This is a genomic window from Streptomyces sp. NPDC002513 (assembly GCF_053595355.1).
The window spans coordinates 115,648-136,979 of record NZ_JBSFXK010000005.1; the positions used below are offsets into that span (position 1 = coordinate 115,648).

At 71.5% G+C, this 21,332-nt stretch carries 17 protein-coding genes and 1 pseudogene; 15 read left to right on the forward strand and 3 right to left on the reverse strand.

Translation table 11 applies throughout. The features are described 5' to 3' along the window. Positions 1 to 45 precede the first annotated feature (45 nt). The 3 genes and pseudogenes from ACWD5Q_RS05755 to ACWD5Q_RS05765 form a co-directional block, all read left to right on the forward strand. Complete coding sequence (locus ACWD5Q_RS05755; protein WP_451425749.1) at positions 46 to 1,449, forward strand: serine/threonine-protein kinase; 1,404 nt, start codon at positions 46 to 48, stop codon at positions 1,447 to 1,449. A 208-nt stretch (positions 1,450 to 1,657) separates the two neighbouring features. Next, positions 1,658 to 2,404: a DUF4232 domain-containing protein gene (locus ACWD5Q_RS05760; protein WP_451425750.1), complete on the forward strand. Its 747-nt coding sequence runs from the start codon at positions 1,658 to 1,660 to the stop codon at positions 2,402 to 2,404. A gap of 37 nt (positions 2,405 to 2,441) precedes the next feature. After that, positions 2,442 to 2,747 (forward strand): annotated as a pseudogene (locus ACWD5Q_RS05765) (SDR family oxidoreductase); the annotation flags it as partial. A gap of 15 nt (positions 2,748 to 2,762) precedes the next feature. Here the strand turns inward: ACWD5Q_RS05765 and ACWD5Q_RS05770 are convergent. Together ACWD5Q_RS05770 and ACWD5Q_RS05775 are read right to left on the reverse strand one after the other, a co-directional pair. Beyond that, positions 2,763 to 4,607, reverse strand: coding sequence for a glycosyltransferase family 39 protein (locus ACWD5Q_RS05770; protein WP_451425751.1), 1,845 nt, complete (start codon positions 4,605 to 4,607; stop codon positions 2,763 to 2,765). 387 nt (positions 4,608 to 4,994) lie between these two features. After that, positions 4,995 to 5,666, reverse strand: a complete 672-nt coding sequence (locus ACWD5Q_RS05775) for a maltokinase N-terminal cap-like domain-containing protein (protein WP_451425752.1) — start codon at positions 5,664 to 5,666, stop codon at positions 4,995 to 4,997. 438 nt (positions 5,667 to 6,104) lie between these two features. Between ACWD5Q_RS05775 and ACWD5Q_RS05780 the strand changes: the two genes are divergently transcribed. The 10 genes from ACWD5Q_RS05780 to ACWD5Q_RS05825 all read left to right on the forward strand — a co-directional run bounded on the left by ACWD5Q_RS05780 (position 6,105) and on the right by ACWD5Q_RS05825 (position 18,451). Beyond that, positions 6,105 to 9,005: a bifunctional glycosyltransferase/CDP-glycerol:glycerophosphate glycerophosphotransferase gene (locus ACWD5Q_RS05780; protein WP_451425753.1), complete on the forward strand. Its 2,901-nt coding sequence runs from the start codon at positions 6,105 to 6,107 to the stop codon at positions 9,003 to 9,005. Beyond that, on the forward strand, positions 9,002 to 10,135 hold the full coding sequence (locus ACWD5Q_RS05785; RefSeq protein ID WP_451425754.1) for a glycosyltransferase: 1,134 nt from the start codon (positions 9,002 to 9,004) through the stop codon (positions 10,133 to 10,135). Before ACWD5Q_RS05780 ends, ACWD5Q_RS05785 begins: the two co-directional genes overlap by 4 nt. Before the next feature lie 373 nt (positions 10,136 to 10,508). After that, on the forward strand, positions 10,509 to 11,825 hold the full coding sequence (locus ACWD5Q_RS05790; RefSeq protein WP_451425755.1) for an ABC transporter substrate-binding protein: 1,317 nt from the start codon (positions 10,509 to 10,511) through the stop codon (positions 11,823 to 11,825). Positions 11,826 to 11,839: 14 nt separating this feature from the next. Next, a complete protein-coding gene (locus ACWD5Q_RS05795; RefSeq protein ID WP_451425756.1) occupies positions 11,840 to 12,835 on the forward strand; it encodes a carbohydrate ABC transporter permease in 996 nt (331 codons plus the stop codon). Between the two features lie 7 nt (positions 12,836 to 12,842). After that, on the forward strand, positions 12,843 to 13,682 hold the full coding sequence (locus ACWD5Q_RS05800; protein ID WP_451425821.1) for a carbohydrate ABC transporter permease: 840 nt from the start codon (positions 12,843 to 12,845) through the stop codon (positions 13,680 to 13,682). Positions 13,683 to 13,711: 29 nt separating this feature from the next. Next, on the forward strand, positions 13,712 to 15,076 hold the full coding sequence (locus ACWD5Q_RS05805) for a GH1 family beta-glucosidase (RefSeq protein ID WP_451425757.1): 1,365 nt from the start codon (positions 13,712 to 13,714) through the stop codon (positions 15,074 to 15,076). A gap of 190 nt (positions 15,077 to 15,266) precedes the next feature. Next, positions 15,267 to 15,944, forward strand: coding sequence for a response regulator transcription factor (locus ACWD5Q_RS05810; RefSeq protein WP_451425758.1), 678 nt, complete (start codon positions 15,267 to 15,269; stop codon positions 15,942 to 15,944). A gap of 4 nt (positions 15,945 to 15,948) precedes the next feature. Beyond that, a complete protein-coding gene (locus ACWD5Q_RS05815; RefSeq protein ID WP_451425759.1) occupies positions 15,949 to 17,328 on the forward strand; it encodes a sensor histidine kinase in 1,380 nt (459 codons plus the stop codon). Between the two features lie 7 nt (positions 17,329 to 17,335). Continuing rightward, positions 17,336 to 17,524 (forward strand): hypothetical protein, encoded by a 189-nt coding sequence (locus ACWD5Q_RS05820; protein ID WP_451425760.1) that lies wholly within the window; start codon positions 17,336 to 17,338, stop codon positions 17,522 to 17,524. 231 nt (positions 17,525 to 17,755) lie between these two features. After that, positions 17,756 to 18,451, forward strand: a complete 696-nt coding sequence (locus ACWD5Q_RS05825; RefSeq protein WP_451425761.1) for a L,D-transpeptidase family protein — start codon at positions 17,756 to 17,758, stop codon at positions 18,449 to 18,451. A 24-nt stretch (positions 18,452 to 18,475) separates the two neighbouring features. On the opposite strand, the gene ACWD5Q_RS05830 is transcribed toward ACWD5Q_RS05825, so the two are convergent. After that, positions 18,476 to 19,678, reverse strand: a complete 1,203-nt coding sequence (locus tag ACWD5Q_RS05830; protein ID WP_451425762.1) for a Gfo/Idh/MocA family protein — start codon at positions 19,676 to 19,678, stop codon at positions 18,476 to 18,478. A gap of 177 nt (positions 19,679 to 19,855) precedes the next feature. On the opposite strand from ACWD5Q_RS05830, the gene ACWD5Q_RS05835 reads away from it, so the two are divergent. Beyond that, complete coding sequence (locus ACWD5Q_RS05835) at positions 19,856 to 21,037, forward strand: ROK family transcriptional regulator (protein ID WP_451425763.1); 1,182 nt, start codon at positions 19,856 to 19,858, stop codon at positions 21,035 to 21,037. A 67-nt stretch (positions 21,038 to 21,104) separates the two neighbouring features. Continuing rightward, positions 21,105 to 21,293, forward strand: a complete 189-nt coding sequence (locus ACWD5Q_RS05840; RefSeq protein WP_451425764.1) for a hypothetical protein — start codon at positions 21,105 to 21,107, stop codon at positions 21,291 to 21,293. Positions 21,294 to 21,332 lie beyond the last annotated feature (39 nt).

Consider the following 21,332-nt stretch of genomic DNA (forward strand, 5'->3'; position numbering starts at 1 on the left):
GGGAGCTCCCCTCGAAGTTGATGTCCGACCAGGCATGATAGTCCTATGCACTCCCTGGAGCGGATCGACCGCTACCGCCTCGAACGCCGCCTGGGCGGCGGCGCCTTCGGCACCGTCTGGCTCGCCCACGACGACGACCTCGACGCGCTCGTCGCGGTCAAGGTCCTCGCCGAGAACTGGGCCCACCGGCTGGATGTCCGGGAGCGCTTCCTCTCCGAGGCACGCCTGCTGCGCCGAGCCGGCTCCAGCCGGGTCGTCCAGGTGTACGACATTGGTGAACTCCCCGATGGCAGACCCTATTTCGTCATGGAGTACGCCGACGGCGGAACGCTCGCCGACCGCCTCACCGACGGTCCGCTCCCCGTCGCCGAGGCCCTGCGCCTGACCGCCTCCGCCGCCCGCGCCGCGGCCGCCCTGCACAACGCCGGCATCGTGCACCGGGACATCAAGCCGTCCAACATCCTGCTGCGGACGGCGCCCGACGGCTCCACCCGGCTGCTGCTCGCGGACCTCGGCCTGGCCAAGAGCCTGGCGCAGGCCTCCGGACTGACCATGGCCGCGGGTTCCGCCGGGTACGCGCCGCCCGAGCAGACCGAACCCGGTATGGGCATCGACGCCCGCGCCGATGTCTACAGCCTCGGCGCCCTCGGCTACCACCTCACAACCGGTACGGTCCCCGCACCGCCCGGCCGGGTCCAGCCCCCGGACCGGCTCCGCCCCGATCTGCCGCCCGAGGCCCGGCGGGCGTTGCTGCGGGCCATGGAACCCGACCGGGAGCGGCGCTGGCCGACCGCGGAGGCCTTCGCCGACGCCCTCGACCGGCTCGCCGACGACGTCGGGCAGCCCACCCGCGCGCCCTCGGCCCCCGCCGCCAAAGGGCCCCGCCGTCGCCGGGGGACCCTGCTCCTCGCGCTGGCCGCGGTGGCTGTCGCCGGCGGCGCCGCGCTCACCACCACGCTGCTGCTCGACCGGACCGCGCCGGCGGACATCACGGTCAAGGACGCCACCGGACGGATCCAGGCCACCGTGCCCGCGGCCTGGGGCCGCCAGCTGCGGGACGCCGGCTGGAACCCGAGGACGCTGGGCCTGCCGGCCGGACAGGAGCCCGCCCTCGCCGTCGCCGACGACCTCTCCGACTGGCAGGTCCTCGGCAGCCATACCGACGGCGCGTTCATCGGCCTGAGCGCGCACGGGGACCTCGCCGCCAAGGTGCGCGCACTCGTCCACACCGGCTGTCACTACGAGGGCAGCCGTGACTACCACGGCACGGCCTGGCAGGGGCGTATACGCACCTGGACCGACTGCGGCGGCGGCCAGGGCCTCATCGCGGAGACGGCGCTCGCCCCGGCCGACGGCACCGGCGGAACCCAGGTGTACGTACAGGTGCGCGAGGACGGCGGCAGCGACCGCACCGACCGGATCCTGGACTCGCTGCGGGTCACCGGCTGACCGCCCGCGAGGCAGGGCCGCCGGCCACGACACACCACGGGCCGGCCGTCACACACACGACACAGCACGCGACAGGCCATCGTGCGGCAGAGCACACACAGCACCCGCGAACCTTTCCCCGCGAGCGCGCATCGGACAGAAGATGACGGGGCACGCGGCACCGTCGCCACCCGCCCCTCCCGGGCGGCGAGTTTCGAGGAGCATGGACATGGTGACCTTCCGGCGTGACACGACGGGCCCGGACCACGACAGCACAGCCCCCTTCCTGACGGCGCGACACGTGGTGTCGGCGCTGGGCGCGGTCGCCGCGCTGAGCCTGCTCACCGCCTGCGGAGGCCAGCACGGCACGTCCACCACCCCGGAAAAGCTCCCCGGGCAAGCCCAGCCGGCCTCCGGCGACCAGTCGGCCGGCAACACCGCGCCGACGGGCACGAGCGGCGGCACCACCGCCGCCGCCTCCACCGGATCGAGCAGCTCAGGTTCCACGGCCTCGGCGGCCTCCACCGGCAGCGGCACCACGAGCAGCGGCACCACGAGCAGCCGCTGCCACACCTCCGAACTGCGCGCGTCCGTCGGCGCCAACAACCCGGGGGCCGGGCAGGAGAACTTCCCACTCGTCCTGACCAACCGCTCCGGGCGGACCTGCACGGTCGACGGCTACCCGGGTGCCGCTTTCCTCGGCGCCTCGGGCAAGCAGCTCGGCCCCGATCCCCAGCGCAGCGCGGGCGGCCCCGCGCGGATCACACTCGCGCCGGGCCGGAGCGCCTGGGCGGGCCTGTCGTTCTCCAACCCCCAGGTGAGCGGAGCCGCGTCGGCCACGCCCACGGCGATCCTGATCACCCCGCCGGACGAGCGGGACTCCCTGAAGGTGGCGTGGCAGGGCGGCCCGGTACCCGTGTCCGGCAACTCCTCCACCGTGTTCCTGACGGTCTTCCAGGCCGGCACCGGCGCCTGACCCCGCCCTCCGCCCGCCGGCGGCGGGGTCCGCCAGGGGGCCGTCGCGTTTGACACGGACCGGCGACACGCGTCGGACACACGGCCCCCGCGGGGTCCGCGTCGACCTGGTCGTCCCGGGCACGGTCGGGACCACCGCGGGGGAGGGCCGCGAAGCCGACCTCGCCGCCCTCGGCGAGCTGTACCCGCCGGGCCGGGCCGGCGAGCCGGAGGACATCGCGGCGGCCGTCGCCTCCCGGCCTCCCCCCGACGCCGCGTGGATCACGGGCACGACGCTGTGCGTCGACGGCGGTCCGCTCGCCGTGAACACAGGATTCCGGCAGGCGGTACGACCGCGCCCGTGAGCCACGCCCAAGCGGTCACCTCTGTCGCGGTGACGGCCGGGCGTCGCAGCGGTAGAGCAGCGGGAGATGGGCGCCCGAGCCGTACACCGACGACGGCACCTTCACGCAGTGCCTGGTGACCCAGTGCGCGACGGCGGCGGCGTCGGCTGAGAGGGGGGTCTGGTGCCGGCCGGCCTTCTGCGGGTGGCGCAGGGCTACGTAGCGCAGTTCGCCGGAGCCGATCAGCCGCTGCAGCGCCTGCGGGGTGGGGTAGGGCACCTGCCCGCTGAACCCGCCCATCGGCAGCATGGAGGCGTTCGCCGCGAGTATGTAGGCCGAGGCGTCGCTCCAGTCGGGCACCGCCGCAAGGTACTTCGCGCCGTTCCGGTGCGCCTCGAGGTAGGCCAGGAACCGTTCCCGGGCCGGCGTCAGCCGCGACGGACCGCCGCCCCCGGGGCGGCTGGCGGGGCCGACCCGGGCCATGCCGCCGGGCTGGTTGTAGTGCGGGGACAGCGCCGAGGCCGACCACACGGCCGGTATGAGCAGAACCGCGGCGAGCCCGGTGGCGAGCCCGGCCACGGCGATCCGCCGGTGGCCGAGGTGCCTCCTGCCGAGGCCGAGCAGCCCGAGGGACACCACGCCGACGGCGACGGCGGCGGGGCCCTGCCAGCCGATGAAGTGCCGGTAGCACAGCGTCAGGACCGCACACCACAGCACGTTCACGGCGGTCACCACGGGCAGTACCCAGGCACGTCGGCGGCCCTCCTGCCAGGCCCGCCAGGCCCGGACCAGCCCGGCGCCGCTCAGCGCCGACAGGGCCACGGCGACGACGCCCATGTAGTAGGTGTGACCGGTGACGCTGCCGAAACTGAACGCGGCGAAGAAGGTGGCCAGCCACACTCCCCACAGCAGATAGCCGGTCACCGCCCGGTCGGTGCGGGCGGGACGGCGGCGCCACACCACCGCGAGCCCCCACACGAGGCCGAGCGCGGCCAGCGGGTACAGCCACCCCGTCTGCGTCGCCAGTCCCGGACTGAACATCTTCAGCACGCTGTTGCCCATGCCGGGGCCCGTACCGGCCTGGTGCGCGGTCTGGGCGGTGTCGACACTGCCCAGACCGGCCGCGTCGACCCCGACCGAGTGGAACCGGCTCAGGAAGTTGTAGCCCACGACCATGCTGTAGGCGGAGTTGTCCGTCGTCCCGTCTATGTAGGGGCGGAACTGCGCGGGCACGACCGTCGCGACGGCCATCCAGGACAGCGACACGGCCACGGTCACCACGCCGGCCAGGGCGATATGTCCGACCCTGCGCCGCCAGGTCGTGGGCGCCGCCACCAGATAGGTGACGGCCAGGGCCGGCAGCACCGCCCAGGCCTCCAGCATCTTGCACTGGAACGCCACCCCCACCCAGACCCCGGCGAGCAGCAGGGTGCGCAGCCGCGCCCGCTCGACGGCCCGCCAGGTGGCCTCGGCGGCCAGGAGCAGCAGCAGGACGAACGGCGCGTCCTCCACTATCGACCGGCCGAGCCCCACCGTCACCGGCGTGAGCGTCAGGAACGCCGCGGCCAGCAGCCCCGCCGTCACACCGGCCCAGCGGCGTACCAGCAGATGGAGCAGCAGTACGCAGGCCACGCCCTCGATCGCCTGGGGCAGTACCAGCGCCCACGGGTGGAAGCCGAAGACCATCGCCGACGCGGCCTGGGGCCACAGGAACCCGGGCAGCTTGTCGAGGGTGATGGAGTTGCCCGGGTCGAACGAGCCGAAGAAGAAGGCGGTCGGGCTGTCGGTCATGCTGCGCACGGCGCTGGCGTAGAACACGTGGTACACGCTGCGGTTGATGCCCCAGGTGTCGAGCACGGCAGCGAGCGCCAGGAGGGACAACAGGACCGGGACTTCGTACCGTGGCCGGGGCGTTCTCGACCTGCACCGGGGAGGCCGCGCCCCGTCGTGGGTGCGGGTCTCGGCGGTCGTGGCCGCCGTGCCCGGGGTGGGGGGCTCGGTTCCGGGCATGGTCGGCTCGGAATGGGGGCTGAGCATGGATGGGCCTTCCAGGACTCCCGCGGATCTCTTCACCGTCGCGCCGGTCCGGTCCCTACCGCGTGTGAGCGGACCGGCGACCACGAAGAGGGAGTCATGCGCGCTTCCCGTTGCCCGAGGTGTACAGGACCTCGGTAAGAACCCACTCACCAGGGTCCTACCCGGACGGCGCGCAGGCCGGGCGTGCCCGCTCCGTGGAGGGCACGCCCGGTGGCCCGACCGCCGCCCGGCTCAGGAACCGGTGTCGAACAGCGCCGCGAACACGGCGCGGGGCTCGTCGGCGTCGCGGGTGCGCCAGCCCGCCGTGACATGCCCCGCCGCGCCGGCCGGGCAGGCGCCGCCCGGCTCCAGGACGCGTATGACCCGGATGGCCCGCTGCCGGGTGGACGGGGACCCGGTGGTCTCCACGCTCAGACGGGTGTCGTGGGGACCGCTGGTCACCGTCGTGGAGGCGACTGCCGTGGCGAGGGCGGCACCGTCGAAGCGGACGGTGACGGACGGGTCGGGCGTGTGGCTCACGCTCTGCGCCTGGGGTTGGGCACGCCCCTGGAGCAGCGCCAGCAACTCGCCCACCAGCACCGGGTCATGGGTCCCGTCGTAGATCCACCGCCGCCCCAGCACGCCGTGCTCGGACGTCCCGATGAGCCCCTGGTCGGCACCCTCCAGGGGCGCGGCCCGGTAACTGAGCGGCACATGGTACGAGACGGGACGGTCGCCGGACTCGTCGGTGGCCACCATGAACTCGATCCCGACCTCGCCCTCAGGGTCGTCCAGCCGGAACCCGCCGGTCCTGGACAGCACCGGCTCGCCGCCCGAGCCGCGATACCAGGGCTGGTCGGGCAGCCAGGGCGTCAGGAGTTCCAGCTTGGTGGGCACCATGGTGGTGTGGTGGATGATCGCCATGCCCGATGAACGCCCACGGTCCGGCGGTCGGTTCCCGCTCCGGCCACCAGACGCCGGTTCACCAGAGAAACCGCCCGAACGGGTGCCCTGTCGGCATCGGCCGCACCGGGGCACGGCCTCCGTGACCGGACCTCGGGCACGGGAGCCGGCCCGCCCGGGACCGGGCGGACACAGGACCATGCCGGGCGTGCCGCGTCCGCCACACGCCCGGCGGACGGTGGTCGCGGGCCTCACGGCGGGCCGTCACGTAGCGTGGGGAGGGCGCAGGGGGCACCGGCCCCCGCCGCCATCAGTCGAGCGCCGCGGCCCTGCGACTCGCAAGGCCGCGGACCCGGTGCCGGACCGGGCCCACCCTGTCCGCGGGACGACTCCGCGGGCGCCGCCGAGCCGCGGCGGCGACGGGTCGGCCGCCCGGAGAGCCGCGATCCGAGACGAGAGGTGGCCGTGTCGATCGATACACCCGAGTCGGGCGGGGTGGACCCGGACATCAGCGTCGTCGTCATCGTCTACAACGACGCCCCGCGCCTGACGACCGCCGTACGCTCCGTGCTCGGCCAGACGCTGCGCAAGGTGGAAGTGGTCATCGCCGACGACTGCTCCACCGACGGGTCCTACGAGGTGGCGCGGTCGCTGGCCGCCGCCCACCCCGGGCGGGTACGGGCACTGCGGCTGTCGGAGAACAGCGGCGGCTGCGGAGCGCCCCGCAACCAGGGCCTGGCCGTGGCCCGCGGCCGTTATGTCATGTTCCTGGACAGCGACGACACCCTCGAACCCAACGCCTGCCGCAATCTGCTGGAAGCGGCCGAGCGCACCGGCGCCGATTTGGTCTCGGGACTCTGCGTCCGGGTGTACACCGACAGCAGACACGGCAAGCGGGTGCCGTGGTACCCCTGGCTGTACCGGTCCACGCGCACCGTCGAGTCCATCGCCGAACTGCCCGACCTCTTCGTCTTCGACACCCTGTCGACCAACAAGTGCTACCGGCGGGACTTCCTCGTCGAGAACGGGCTCGCGTTTCCGCAGGGCATCCACTACGAGGATCTGCTGTTCACGGCGCAGGCCTACCTCGCGGCCGGGCGGATCACCCTGATCCCCCACACGGTCTACTACTGGAGCGTGACGCAGAAGTCCACGGCCAAGTCGATCAGCAACCGGCGCCACGAGATCAACAACTTCGCCGACCGGCTGGAGATCCACCGCCGGATCGACGCCGTGCTGCGCCGGCGCGGCCTCGACGGGCTGAAACTGCACAAGGACATCAAGTTCCTCAAGCACGACCTCGTCCTCTACCTGCGCGAGCTGCCCTTTCTCGACGACGACTACCGGCACCGCTTCGCCGAACTGGCCCGCGGCTACCTCCAGGACTTCCCGGAGGCGGCGTACGCCCGGCTGGACCCGGTGCACGCCATCTGCGCCTATCTGCTGACGCGGGAGGACTGGGACCATCTGATGCCGGCCGTCGACACCCTGATCAACCCGGGCAAGATCTCCGAGCCGCTCGCCGAGCGTGACGGCCGCGTCTACTGGTGCGACCGGTACCTCGACGACCCCAGGGCCCGCGAGATCATGGACGTCACCGGCCTCGGCCACCACGGCAGACCCCTGGAGCGGATGTTCCTGCGCAACCTGCTGACCGGATACACGGTCCGCGGTGACCTGGTGCTCCTCGACGGCGCGGTGGTCAACCCGCTCCACACCGTCCCCCCGGACGCCCGTCTCACCGCCGAGCTGGAGTTCCGCGCCCGCCGCCGCAGTCTGCAGACGTTCCGCTTCCCGGTGCGGACGGTCCGCCACGAGGGCGACACCCTCGTCTGGCAGGCGTCCGTCCCGCTGTCCGGCCGCTTCCGGCCGCTGGGCGTCATCGACGAGGTGTGGGACGTCCGGCTGCATCTGCGGGCGGACGGCAGACGCACCACGAGCCGGATCACCGCCGGCCGCATCGATCTGGAGAGCGCCGCCCCCATCCCCGTACGCCCCCGCCTCACCCGGCTCCTGGCCGACCGGCTCGAACCACAGGTCTCCGCCCGGGGGCATCTGGCCTTCCGGCTCGTCCAGCACGGCGCGGCGGCCCGGCGCGGCCGCGCCCTGGTGGACCGCCATCTGCACGGCTCCGCCGCGAGGACCCTCAAGGGCGGCTACCGCACGCTCCGGGCCGCCCGGCGGGACCTGGCCTCCGGTGCGCGCAAGGTCCAGATCTACCACCAGATGCTGCGCATGCTTCCGGTCCGCCGGGGCACCGTCGTCTTCGAGAGCCACCTCGGCAAGCAGTACAGCGACAGCCCGCGGGCCCTCTACGAAGAGCTGCGCCGCCGCCGGCTGCCCGTCACCGCCATCTGGTCCTACGCGGGGGAGCGGCCGGTGGGGTTCCCCGAGGACGCCGAACTCGTCCGCCGGTGGTCCTGGCGCTACCTCAGGGCGCTGGCCCAGGCCGAGTTCTGGATCGACAACCAGGGGTTCCCCCTCAGGCTGGCCAAACGCCCGGAGACCACCTACATCCAGACATGGCACGGCTCGGCCCTGAAGAAGATGGGCTTCGACGAGCCCCATCACCGGGTGATGTCCGAGCAGGAACAGCGCGTCTACCAGGAAGCGCTGGACCGCTTCGACCACTTCGTCATCCGCAGCGAGCACGATGTGCGCACCCTCGCCCGGGCCTACCGCATCCCCGAGGCGAAGCTGCTGCGCACCGGCTATCCGCGCAATGACGCCCTGGTACGGGCCGCCCGCGACCCCCGATCGCCCGTCCCCGCAGCCCGCCGGCTCGCCGAACGGCTCGGCATCCCCCGGGAGCGCCGCGTGGTGCTGTACGCGCCCACCTTCCGGCCCCGTCCCGGCGGCGGCGTACGGGACTTCGGACTCCCCTTCGACGCGGAGCGCTTCGCCGAGCGCTTCGGGGACCGGTACACGCTCCTGGTCCGCTCCCACTACCTGAACCGGGTCACCCTTCCCCCGCCGGTCGCGGGCCGCGTGCTCGACGTGTCGGACGAGCCGGACATCACCCCGCTCCTGCTGCTGGCCGACGCCCTCATCACCGACTACTCCTCCGTGATGTTCGACTACGCCCTGCTGCGCCGGCCGCTCGTCTTCTACGCCTACGACTGGCAGGAGTACTCCCGAAACACGCGCGGCACCTATTTCGACCTGCTCGAGGAGGCCCCGGGCCCGGTCGCCCGCACGGAGGACGAACTCCTCGCCGCGGTGGCCGACCTGCCGGCCGTGGGCGCCCAGTACGAGGCCCGGCTGAAGGAGTTCGTGGACAAGTACGGCGAGTACGACCGCGGGGACGCGGCGGCTCGCATCGTGGACCGTTTCTTCGGACCCGCGGGAGAGGCCCGATGACACAGCGTGAGATCTTCTTCGTCGCCAACGAGGTCAACGAGCTCGGGGGCGTGGGCCGCTGGCAGGCCCAGATGGCCCGGCTGTTCGCGGAGCGCGGCCACCGCGTCCGGATCATCGGTATCGCCCCGCCCGAGGTGCCGATGGACCTCGGCACGCATCCGCCGTTCGAGACCATGACCCTGTACGACCGCCGCCCGCCGGTCCGCCGCGGGCCGCGGATTCCGCTCGGCCGCATCGCCCCGGCCGTCCGAGCGGGCGGGGCGGCCAGGCGGGCCGCAGCCCAGCGCCTGTCGCGCGCGTTCCGCGCCGCGGGGCCCGGTGCCATGATCATCGTGACCCAGGTGTGGGCGATGGAGTGGGTGACGCTCGCGGACACCGCCGGGCATCCGGTCATCGGCATGAGTCATGAGTCCTTCGAGGCGTCCCGGCGCTCCTCGCGCTTCGCGCGCGTACGGCGGTACTACAGGGACGTGGACCGGCTGCTGGTCCTCACCCAGGAGGACGCCGACCTGTGGGTGGGGCAGGGCCTCAACAACGTCGGGTTCCTGCCGAACCCGCTGCCGGTGCTGCCGGCCGCCCCCTCGCCGCGCACGGAGAAGGCGGTGGTGAGCATCGGGCGGCTCAGCCATGCCAAGGGCGTTGACCTGCTGCTCGACGTCTGGGCCGAGGCGGCGCCCCGGCAACCCGGCTGGATCCTGCGCATTTACGGCGCGGGCGACCACGAGCCCGCCCTGCGACGGCAGTGCACGGAACTCGGCCTGGACGACTCGGTGGAGTGGGCGGGACAGACCGACGATGTGACGGGGGCGCTCGGCCGGTCGTCCGTGCTCGTGCAGTCCTCCCGGGGCGAGGGCTTTCCGCTGGTCCTCCTGGAAGCGATGGCCTGCGGTGTGCCGTGTGCCGCGTTCGACTCCTCCCCAGGGGTGCGCGAGATCATCCGGGACGGTGAGGACGGCCTGCTGGCCCGGCACGGCAACACCTCCGAACTCGCCCGCCACCTGGTACGGCTGATGGCCGACGAGAACCTGCGCGACACGATGGGAGAGCGGGCACGGCGGAACGTGCGGCGCTTCGCCCCGGAGGCGGTCGTCCGCCGGTGGGAGCAGCTCTTCGACCTCCTGGAGCGGTGAGCGTCACCCCGGCGGCGTCCGGGGTCCGGCGGGGCCGAGGCAGCCCGGGACGTGCGGCCGCCGGACGGCGCGGGACGGCTCCGTGCCGGGGAGTCGGCGGGAATCAGGTGGCAGGGGCGGCTCCCCGAGTTCAGGAAGTGAACGCTGTGGGGTGCGGAGAGCGCTCTCTCGCCGGTGAATGCTTCATTTTTCTGATCCGATGCATCAAGAGTTGCGATCGATGTGCCGCAGTGGCGCCGAAACCCTTGACGCATCCCTCTCTTGAGGTTTAACTCACGTCCTAAATTAAGCCATGAGAGACGTCGGGAGCCGCACGGGCGCTGCCGAAGCCCTCCCCGGCGTTCTCGACTCCCGGAAAGGGACACCAGGAGCCATGCGCAGCATCCGAGCCGCGGCCGTAGGCGCCGTCACCATGTCACTCGCCCTTGCCGCCTCGGCCTGCGGAGGCGGTTCGACGTCGGGCGGCGGGTCGAACGACTCGCCGAAGACGCTCACGTACTGGGCATCGAACCAGGGCGCCAGCATCGAGGTCGACAAGCAGGTCCTCCAGCCGGAGCTCGACAAGTTCGAGAAGCAGACCGGCATCAAGGTGAAACTGGAGGTCGTCCCCTGGTCGGACCTGCTGAACCGGATCCTCACCGCGACCACGTCCGGCCAGGGCCCCGACGTGCTGAACATAGGCAACACCTGGAGCGCCTCCCTGCAGGCCACCGGTGCGCTGCTGCCGTGGGACGCCAAGAACTTCGACAAGATCGGGGGCAAGGCCCGCTTCGTCGACTCCGCGCTCGGCTCCACCGGTGCCCAGGGCAAGGACCCGGCCGCCGTGCCGCTCTACTCGATGGCCTACGCGCTCTACTACAACAAGAAGATCTTCGCTGACGCCGGTATCGCCCAGCCGCCCGCCACCTGGGACGAGTTGGTCGCCGACGGCAAGAAGATCCAGCAGAAGGGCGGGCAGGGCCTCGGCGCCGAGGGCGCCAACGGGGCGGAGAACATCCACCACGTCTTCGTCTTCGGCAAGCAGCACGGCGCCGACTTCTTCACCGCCGACGGCAAGCCCGACTTCACCAACGACGGTGTGGTCGCCGGGGTCAAGCAGTACGTCGACCTGATGGCCAAGGACAAGGTCATCCCGGCCGGCAACGCCGAGTACGCGCAGAACCAGTCCGTGAGCGACTTCGCCAAGGGCAAGACGGCGATGCTGCTGTGGCAGTCCGCGCCCGCCAACCTGAAGGCGCAGGGCATGAGCGAGGACCAGTACGGCATCGCGCCGGTGCCCGTGCAGTCCGGCACCCCCGGAACGGGCGCCCAGGTCGACTCCATGGTGGCCGGCATCAACCTGGCCGTCTTCAAGAACACCCACAACCTGGACGGCGCCACGAAGTTCGTGAAGTTCATGACCAGCGACGAGGAGCAGAAGATCCTCAACAAGGAGTACTCCACCATCCCGCCGGTCGGCTCCGCCCAGACGGACCCCGCCTTCAACACCCCGGCGAACGCCGTCCTGAAGGACACCCTCGCCAAGAGCGCCGTCGCGCTGCCGCAGGTCGCGGACGAGTCCCAGTTCGAGACCACGGTCGGCACCGCCGTCAAGGAGTTGTTCGCCGACGCCGCGGCCGGACGCGCGGTCACCACCGAGTCGGTGAAGGCGAAGCTGCAGAAGGCCCAGCAGCAGATGCCGACGAAGTGAGCACGGACCCCGTCATGACGACCACTGCCACCGCAGCGGCCGACGGACGGACCGTGCCCAAGAACTCCCCCGGTGCGGCGCGGACTTCGCGCCGCACCGGGCGGATCCGGCGCATCGGACTGCCCTACCTGCTGCTTCTGCCCGCCCTGCTCCTCGAACTCCTGGTCCATCTGGTGCCGATGGTGATCGGCATCGTGATGAGCTTCAAGGAGCTCACCCAGTTCTACATCCGCGACTGGGGCACCGCCCCCTGGTCCGGCCTCGACAACTACCGCGTCTCGGTGGACTTCAGCGCCCCCGTCGGGAACGCGCTGCTCCACTCCTTCCTCGTCACCGTCGGCTTCACCCTGCTGTCGGTCGGGCTGTGCTGGCTCATCGGCACGGCGGCCGCCGTCTTCATGCAGGACACCTTCCGCGGCCGGGGCCTGCTGCGCGCGCTGTTCCTGGTGCCGTACGCGCTGCCCGTCTACGCGGCCGTCATCACCTGGGTGTTCATGTTCCAGCACGACAACGGCCTGGTGAACCACGTCCTGCACGACCAGCTCCACCTCACCGACAAGCCCTCCTTCTGGCTGATCGGCGACAACAGCTTCGTCGCCCTGCTCACCGTGTCCGTGTGGAAGGGCTGGCCGTTCGCCTTCCTCATCGTCATGGCCGGACTGCAGAACATCCCCCGCGAGCTGTACGAGGCGGCCGCGCTCGACGGCGCCGGCCTGTGGCAGCAGATCCGGCGGATCACCCTGCCGTCGCTGCGGCCCGTCAACCAGGTGCTGATCCTGGTGCTGTTCCTGTGGACGTTCAACGACTTCAACACGCCGTACGTGCTGTTCGGCAAGGCGGCCCCGCAGGCCGCGGACCTCATCTCGGTCCACATCTACCAGGCGTCCTTCGTCACCTGGAACTTCGGCACCGGTTCCGCCATGTCCGTGCTGCTGCTGCTCTTCCTGCTGGTCGTGACGGGCGTCTACCTCGCCGTCACCTCGCGCGGACGGAGGGCCGCCGATGTCTAGCTCCCCGATGGCCCCGCCGCGCTCCTTCCTGTGGTCCCGGCGCATCTTCCTGACCCTGCTCACCGGCTTCGTCCTGGTGCCGGTCTACGTCATGGTCTCCAGCTCCCTGAAGCCGCTCGCGGATGTCTCGGGGCAGTTCCGCTGGCTGCCCAGCGGTCTGACGATCCGCCCCTACATCGACATCTGGTCGACGATCCCGCTCGCGCAGTACTTCGTCAACTCGCTCGTCGTGGCGGGCGCGGCGACGGTCTGCTCGGTGGTGATCGCGATCTTCGCGGCCTACGCGGTGAGCCGCTACGACTTCCGCGGCAAGCGTGTGTTCACGGTCACCGTGCTGTCCACGCAGATGTTCCCCGGCATCCTCTTCCTGCTCCCCCTGTTCCTCCTCTACGTCAACATCGGCAACGCCACCGGCATCGCCCTGTTCGGGTCCCGCGGCGGGCTGATCCTGACGTACCTCACCTTCTCGCTGCCGTTCTCCATCTGGATGCTCATCGGCTACTTCGACTCGGTGCCGCGGGACCTCGACGAGGCGGCGCTGGTGGACGGCTGCGGCCCGCTCGGCGCGCTGCTCAGGATCGTGGTGCCCGCGGCCGTCCCCGGCATCGTCGCCGTCGCCGTCTACGCCTTCATGACCGCGTGGGGCGAGGTGCTCTTCGCCTCCGTGATGACCAACGACACCACCCGTACCCTCGCCGTCGGGCTCCAGGGCTACTCCACGCTCAACAACGTGTACTGGAACCAGATCATGGCCGCCTCGCTGGTCGTCAGCGTTCCCGTCGTCGCGGGCTTCCTGCTGCTCCAGCGCTATCTCGTCACCGGGCTCACCGCCGGAGCCGTGAAGTGACCAACCCCCCCATTCCTGAAAGGACTTCTGTGTCCGAACGTATCGACCTCGCCGCGCTCCCGCACGACTTCCTGTGGGGTACGGCCACATCGGCGTACCAGATCGAGGGAGCCGTCGACGAGGACGGCCGCTCACCGTCGATCTGGGACACCTTCTCCCACACCCCCGGAAAGATCGACAACAACGACAACGGCGATGTCGCCTGCGACCACTACCACCGCTGGCGCGAGGACATCGGGTTGATGAAGCAGCTCGGCACCAACGCCTACCGGCTGTCCATCGCCTGGCCCCGGGTGATCCCGGGCGGTGACGGGCCGGTGAACCCCAAGGGCCTCGCGTTCTACGACGCGCTGGTCGACGGGCTGCTGGAGGCGGGCATCACCCCGTCGGTCACCCTCTACCACTGGGACCTTCCGCAGGTGCTCCAGGACCGCGGCGGCTGGCCCGAACGGGACACGGCCGAGCACTTCGCCGCGTACGCGTCGGCCGTCGCCGAACGCCTCGGTGACCGCGTCACCCACTGGACCACGCTCAACGAACCCCTGTGCTCGGCCTGGATCGGCCATCTCGAGGGGAAGATGGCTCCCGGTGCCACCGATCTGACCGCCGCGGTCCGCGCCTCCTACCACCTGCTCCTCGGTCACGGCCGCGCCGTCCAGGCGATCCGCGCCGCGGCACCGCGTGCCGAGATCGGCATCGTCAACAACCTCTCCACCGTCTTCGCCGCGAGCGAGCGCCCCGAGGACGTGGCCGCGGCCCGCCGCCACGACGGCCACGTCAACCGCTGGTGGCTGGACCCGATCCACGGCCGGGGCTTCCCTGCCGACATGCGCGAGGTCTACGGAGTGGAACTCCCCGAGCACCCCGGCGACCTGGAGACGATCGCCGCGCCGTTGGACTGGCTCGGGCTGAACTACTACTTCCCGGCCACCGTCGCCGACGACCCGGTCGGCCCCGCCCCCCGCGCCCGTGCCGTACGCCGCCTGGGCGTCCCGCGCACCGGAATGGACTGGGAGATCGACGCGAGCGGCATCGAGACGCTGCTGCTGCGCCTCACCCACGACTACGGCGCCCGCCGGCTGTACGTCACCGAGAACGGCTCCGCCTTCCCTGACGTCGTACACCCCGACGGCACCGTGGACGACCCCGAGCGCCAGGACTACCTGGTGCGGCACCTCGCCGCCTGCGCCTCGGCCGCCCGCAAGGGCGCCCCGCTCGCCGGCTACTTCGCCTGGTCGCTGCTCGACAACTTCGAGTGGGCCTACGGCTACGACAAGCGCTTCGGGCTCGTCCACGTGGACTACCGCAGCCAGGCCCGCACCATCAAGGGCACCGGACACCGGTACGCGGAGATCGTGCGCGCCCATCGGGGACGCGCGCGCAGGGCCGCCTGACACACATGGCCTGCGGTGGGCGCGGGTGCCCGTACCCGCCGCAGGTCCCATGAATGGCGCGAACACGATAAAAACCGGACCGGGACGTCGCTGCCGGTCCGGCCCGCCCCGAGGCGGCCCCGCACCGTGTCGCCGGGCGCTCGACGCGCAGCCGCGGCCCTGCCTTCGTAGGGTGGAGACGAGGTCGGCGATGCGAGTGCTGGTGATCGAGGACGAACGAGGGCTCGCCACGGCGATCGCCCACGGGCTCGCCGAGGAGGGCTTCGTCGCCGATGCCGTGTACGACGGCGTGGACGGGCTCTGGCGGGCCGTGCACGAGCCGTATGACGCGATCGTGCTCGACCTCATGCTGCCCGGCCTGTCCGGCTACGAGGTCCTCAAGCGTGTGCGCGCGGCCCGGGTGTGGACGCCCGTGCTCATCCTCACCGCGAAGGACGGCGAGTACGACGAGGCCGATGCCCTCGACCTCGGCGCGGACGACTACCTGAGCAAGCCGTTCTCCTACGTGGTGCTGGTCGCCCATCTGCGGGCGCTGCTGCGCCGCGGCGCCCCCGCCCGGCCCGCGGTCCTCACGGCCGGCGACCTGGCCCTGGACCCCGCGCGGCGGCGCTGCCATCGCGCGGGCCGGGAGATCACGCTCACGGCGCGTGAGTTCACCCTCCTGGAATTCCTGCTCCGGCACCCCGACGAGGTGGTCAGCAAGACCGACATCCTCGACCACGTGTGGGAGGAGAACTTCGACGGCGACACCAATGTCGTCGAGGTCTACATCGGCTATCTGCGCCGCAAGATGGACGCCCCGTTCGGCCGTCGGTCGATCGAGACCGTCCGCGGGGCGGGCTACCGGCTGCACGGCACCGGGAGATGAACCCGTGCGCGTCCCTGTCCCCCAGTGGTGGGCCCGCCGCTCCCTGCGTCTCAAGCTGACCGCCGCGGCGGCCCTGATGATCGCGGCGGCCCTCGTCGGTGCGGCATCCCTGCTGGTCGTCTGGCTGCGCACGAGCCTGATCAGCGGACTCGACCAGACCGCGGTCCAGCAGGCCCAGGTGATCGCCGCGAACCAGGAGGACGGCAGCCTGCCCCGGACGCTGCCGCCGTTGTCCGGCAACGGCGACACCGCCGTCCAGGTCGTCGACGACGCGGGCGGCGTCCGGTCCAGCTCGAGGAATCTGGCGGGCGATCCGCCGCTGTTCCACTTCGCCCCGACCACCTCCGAGACCCCCCACATCCACATCGTGCACCACCTGCCCCTCAGGGGGGCCGAGACCTGGCACGCGGTGGCCCTCCCCGCCGGCACCGACAGCGATCCGCTGACCGTGTACGTCGCCGTCCCGACCGCGGCCGTGGACCACAACCTGGCCACCCTCACCGCCGGGCTGGCCATCGGTGTGCCGCCGGCCGTCGCCCTGCTCACCGGCGTCGTCTGGCTGCTGACCGGTCGGGCGCTGCGGCCCGTGGACTCCCTGCGCGGCCAGACCGCCGATATCACCGCCTGCGACCTCGGCCGCCGCCTGGACGTGCCGCCGGCCGACGACGCCCTCGGCCGGCTGGCCCGCACCCTCAACGACCTGCTGGCCCGGCTCGACGTCGCCACCCGGCACCAGCGGCAGTTCGTCACGGACGCCGCGCACGAACTGCGCAGCCCCCTCAGCAGCCTGCACACACAACTGGAAGTGGCGGTGCGGCACCCCGGCTCGGCCGCCTGGGAGACCCGCGGCCCCGCCCTGATCGAGGAGAGCGAGCGGCTGTCCCGGCTCGTCGACGACCTGCTGCGGCTGGCGCGCCTCGACGCCCAGCCCCAGCTGCGCAAACGCCCCGTCGACCTGGACGAGATCGTCTTCCAGGAGGTCCGGCACGCCCGGCTGCACACCCACCTTTTCATCGACCGGCACGCCGTCGGCGCGGCCCGGGTGTACGGCGACGGGGACGCCCTCGCCCGCGTCGTGCGCAATCTTCTGGACAACGCCATCCGGTACGCCGTCGACCGGATCGACGTGAGCCTGCGCGTCCGTGACGACATCGCCTGCCTGGTCGTCGCCGACGACGGACCGGGTATCCCGGAGGCCGACCGCAGCCGCGTCTTCGACCGCTTCACCCGCCTGGACGGGGCCCGTGCCCGGGGCACCGGGGGCAGCGGGCTCGGCCTGGCGATCGTGCACGACATCGTCGCCGCCCACCACGGCCGCGTCGACATCGAGGACAACGCCCCCGGCGCCCGCATCGTCGTACGGGTGCCGGCCACCGGTCTGTGAGAAGGAGATGACCGGCGATGCCCTCGCCGGTCCGACGCGCCCGCGGCAGCGCGACGACCGGCCGCCCCTGGGACGGACGGTGGGCGGCGCGGCGCCCGCCATGGCGTGGACGCCGCTCGCGGCCATCACGGAGGCCGATGACGCCTACCGGATGGAGATCGGACTGCCCGGTGTCACGAGCGAGGGCGGCGGCTGAGGCCGCCGGCCGCCGCGGTCGGGGCGGCACCGCCCCCCGCCCCCCGACCCCCGGCCTCTGGCCGGGGGCCGCCGGTCGCCTACCATGGGCGGTCGGCGTGCGGCAACGACCGCCGGGGCCGACCGGGCAAGTTCACCGTTTCGTCACAGAGTGACCATTCCCACAACCGACACCCCCGCCCGCCGGTCTAGTTGACGAAGGCCGCAGGACACGCGAAAGGGGAGGCCGGTCATGAGGGAGATACGCAGAAGGGGAGCCGTGGTGCTCGGCATCACGGGACTGGTGGCGCCGCTCACGCTCGCGCTCGGCACGGCGCCCGCGCAGGCGGCGAGCTGCACCACACAGGCAGGGCCGTACCAGAAGCAGGTCGAGAAGTTCCTCGGACGGCCGGTCGACGGCAGGCAGTCGACCGCCGACTGCAAGGCGATCCAGGCCTTCCAGAACAAGCACGGCATCACTCCCGCCGTCGGCTACGCGGGCCCGGTGACCTGGGGCGCGATGGATCTCATGAACAAGCAGAAGGCCGTCGGGAACAAGCCCAACAAGGACGGGAAGTGCCCTGTCGACAAGGGCCGCATCGCCTGCGTCAACCTCTCGCTCCAGCTCAGCTGGATCCAGGACGGCGACCGTCTCGTCTACGGCCCGGTGCCGGTCCGCACGGGCCGCAACGGCTACGAGACCCGCACCGGTCTGAAGAAGATCTACTGGCGCGACATCAACCACGTGTCGAGCGTCTACCACGTGCCCATGCCCTACAGCCAGTTCTTCGACGGCGGGCAGGCCTTCCACTCGGTGGGCCTCTCCATGTGGAACCCGCCGGGATCGCACGGCTGCGTCAACATGACCACGACCGACGCCAAGAAGTACTGGTCGCTGCTGAAGAACGGCGACGACGTGTTCGTCTACGGCCGCAAGCCGGGCACCTGAGGCACCCGGCCGGCGGCAGGGCCATCACGCCTCGGGCGCGTCGCCGAAGTCGGGGATCTCCAGTCGGACACCGTCCCTGAGCGCCGACGCGTGCGCGATGATCCCGGGCAGGGTGTAGCGGGCCGCCACCCAGGCGTTCACGGACGGCAGGGTGCGGGTGTTGACCGCGGTCACGAAGTCGTCGACCAGGAAGTGGTGGCTTCCTTCGTGACCGTTGTGCAGCTGGTCGAACGCCCGGGGCAGCCGCGACCGGTCGTGCACCGGGGCGGAACCGGAGGTGAAGGCGGCCCGTAGCTCCGGCGCGATGTGCTGGAGTGACGGGTCGTCAGGAGCCATGGTCGGCTTGGGCTCCAGCAGATCCGTGATGTCCTCGACTCCGGTCTTGTCCTGCCACAGGGCCACCGTGGCGAGCTGCTCCATGCTCGCCTCGGTGCCGAAGAACCGGAAGCGCGACTCCCGGATGTGCGAGGGATAGCCGACCCGGCGGAACTCATTCGTCCGGAAGGAGCCGCCGCCCGCCACCTCGAACAGCGCCGTCGCGTTGGAGAAGTCGTTGTCGAACTGGCTGATCCGCTTGTCGAAGACCCCGTCCCCGCGCTCGTCGCGCACGCCGATCGCGGACACGCTCACCGCGTGGGTGCCCCAGGCGCCGAGCACACCGCCCACCGAATGGGTCGGGTAGAGCAGCGGGGGGTAGCTGGCGGTCGCCTTCCACATCTCGCCGCCGCTGTACCGGTAGGCGTCGTAGAACCCCAGGTCCATGTCGTGGAGGTAGTCGCCCTCGGCGTAGAAGAGCCGTCCGAAGGCACCCTCGGCGATCTGGTTGCGCGCGTGCACCGTCGCCGGGTTGTACTGGCTGGTCTCGCCCATTATGTAGGTCAGCCCGGTCGCCTTCACCGCGTCGATGACGGCCGCGATCTCCTCCTCGGTGATCGCCATGGGGACGGCGGAGTACACGTGCTTGCCGGCGTCCAGTCCCTGGAGCACCAGTGGCCCGTGCGTCCAGCGCTGGGTGAAGATCGCCACGGCGTCGATCGCCTTCGACTCCAGCATGGCCTCGTACGACGGGAAAGTGCCGGCCAGCCCCTGCGCGGCGGCGAGCCGCTCGGCCCGTTCGGGCAGCAGGTCGGTGACGTAGACGTCGCCGACGCCGGGGTGGGCCTGGAACAGGGCGGCGAACTGGCCGGAGAACTGGCCGGCGCCGACGATACCGAGCGAGAACGTCATGAAACGGGTGCCCTTCCCTGGGGGTGTCCTGCCTGGCGGAGCATCAGTCGGTAACTTACTTTCGCCGTGAAACAATCTCTCGTCAAGACGCGTGCCCACATCCCCATCTCCGCCTTGATCTCACCGTAGAGTGCACCTGTTGATTCCATGACGAAAAGAAACCGGCGGGAGTAGTCCATGACCACACATGCCGCCAGCTGGCTGCCGCTGAGTCCCGGCGAGCGCGCCGTGGCGATCGAGGTGCTGGTCCACGGCCCGCTCTCGCGCACGGAACTCGCGCGCCGGCTGCATCTGTCGGCCGGCAGCCTCACCCGGCTCACCAAGCCGCTGATCGAGTCGGGACTGCTGGTGGAGGTCCCTGACGCGGGCGGCGCGACGCAGTCGCGTCAGGGACGCCCCTCCCAGCCCCTCGACGTCGTCGCCGAGTCCCGTGCCTTCGCCGGCTTCAAGGTCACCGAGGAGCGGGTCTACGGCGTCGTCACCACGCTCAGAAGCGAGGTCACGGCCAGGCTCGACCGGCCGCTCACCAGCCGTGATCCCGATGACGTCGCGGACCTCCTGGCCGAGATGACCACGGCGCTCGCCACCGTCGCCCCCAGGCTCGCGGGCATCGGGATCGGAGTGGGCGGCCGGGTCCAGGACCGGGCGGTGGTCGGGGAGTCGCCCTTCCTGCTGTGGCGCGACGTCCCGCTCGCGACCCTGGTGGAGCGGCGCACCGGGCTGCCCGTGGTCGTCGAGAACGACGTCGCGGCCCTCGTCGAGGCCGAGACCTGGTTCGGAGCCGGTCGTGGTCTCGACCGTTTCGCCGTCCTCACCATCGGCGCGGGCATCGGTTACGGACTGGTCCTCGGTGGCAAGCGGGTGCCGTACGCCGAGGAGGACCGCGGGTTCGGGCGCCACTGGATCATCGACCCCTGCGGCCCGCTCACCCCGACCGGGGAACGCGGCAGCGCGGTCTCACTGCTGGCCATCCCCAGCATCCGCTACCAGATCCGGGCCGCCACCGGCCGCGACCTGGCCTACGAGGAGATCCTCGGCCTCGCCGTCGCGGGCGAGCCCCTGTGCTCCCGGGTCATCGACGAGGCGGCGCGTGCCCTCGGCACGCTGGTCGCGCAGATCGCCAACTTCGCGATGCCCCAGAAGATCCTGCTGGCCGGGGAGGGCGTAGGTCTGATGGACGTGGCCGGGAGGACGGCCTGGGAGGCCATCCGCGCCCACCGCCATCCGCTGGCCGCCCCGGTCGGCCTGGAGACCAAGGTCTCCGATTTTCACGACTGGGCCCGTGGCGCGGCGGTCCTGGCGATTCAGGTGCTGGTGCTCGGAACCGCCGAGGGTGACGGCGGGACCGGCGGGAAGTGATCAGCTTCACGGTCCGGAATGCCGGAAGGCGCCTGATTGCTCACAACGTCTTCACGTCCGGCCTCGTATGCTTCACGACATGTCCACCACTCCCGAAACCACAGCGGAACGTTCCGCCGACGAGGTCAACGAGGAGATCCGGGCCCTGTGGTTCCGGAGCGGGGGGACGCTGACGATGGAGGAGCGGCAGGTGTACCAACTGCTCGTCCTGGAATGGGCGGCGGCTTCCTCCCCGCACTCCACGAGAGCGGCGTGACCGCCCGGCCGGCCCGCGGGGCAGGCCGTCCGGCGCCGG

What these genes read in the sequence shown, in the direction of transcription:
- ACWD5Q_RS05840 (WP_451425764.1), top strand. Translation starts at nt 21,105, where the DNA reads ATGCTTCACGACATGTCCACCACTCCCGAAACCACAGCGGAACGTTCC.
- ACWD5Q_RS05820 (WP_451425760.1), top strand. Translation starts at nt 17,336, where the DNA reads ATGACCGGCGATGCCCTCGCCGGTCCGACGCGCCCGCGGCAGCGCGAC.
- ACWD5Q_RS05760 (WP_451425750.1), top strand. Translation starts at nt 1,658, where the DNA reads ATGGTGACCTTCCGGCGTGACACGACGGGCCCGGACCACGACAGCACA.
- ACWD5Q_RS05755 (WP_451425749.1), top strand. Translation starts at nt 46, where the DNA reads ATGCACTCCCTGGAGCGGATCGACCGCTACCGCCTCGAACGCCGCCTG.
- ACWD5Q_RS05775 (WP_451425752.1), bottom strand. Translation starts at nt 5,666, where the DNA reads ATGGCGATCATCCACCACACCACCATGGTGCCCACCAAGCTGGAACTC.
- ACWD5Q_RS05795 (WP_451425756.1), top strand. Translation starts at nt 11,840, where the DNA reads ATGACGACCACTGCCACCGCAGCGGCCGACGGACGGACCGTGCCCAAG.
- ACWD5Q_RS05785 (WP_451425754.1), top strand. Translation starts at nt 9,002, where the DNA reads ATGACACAGCGTGAGATCTTCTTCGTCGCCAACGAGGTCAACGAGCTC.
- ACWD5Q_RS05825 (WP_451425761.1), top strand. Translation starts at nt 17,756, where the DNA reads ATGAGGGAGATACGCAGAAGGGGAGCCGTGGTGCTCGGCATCACGGGA.
- ACWD5Q_RS05830 (WP_451425762.1), bottom strand. Translation starts at nt 19,678, where the DNA reads ATGACGTTCTCGCTCGGTATCGTCGGCGCCGGCCAGTTCTCCGGCCAG.
- ACWD5Q_RS05790 (WP_451425755.1), top strand. Translation starts at nt 10,509, where the DNA reads ATGCGCAGCATCCGAGCCGCGGCCGTAGGCGCCGTCACCATGTCACTC.
- ACWD5Q_RS05800 (WP_451425821.1), top strand. Translation starts at nt 12,843, where the DNA reads ATGGCCCCGCCGCGCTCCTTCCTGTGGTCCCGGCGCATCTTCCTGACC.
- ACWD5Q_RS05835 (WP_451425763.1), top strand. Translation starts at nt 19,856, where the DNA reads ATGACCACACATGCCGCCAGCTGGCTGCCGCTGAGTCCCGGCGAGCGC.
- ACWD5Q_RS05810 (WP_451425758.1), top strand. Translation starts at nt 15,267, where the DNA reads ATGCGAGTGCTGGTGATCGAGGACGAACGAGGGCTCGCCACGGCGATC.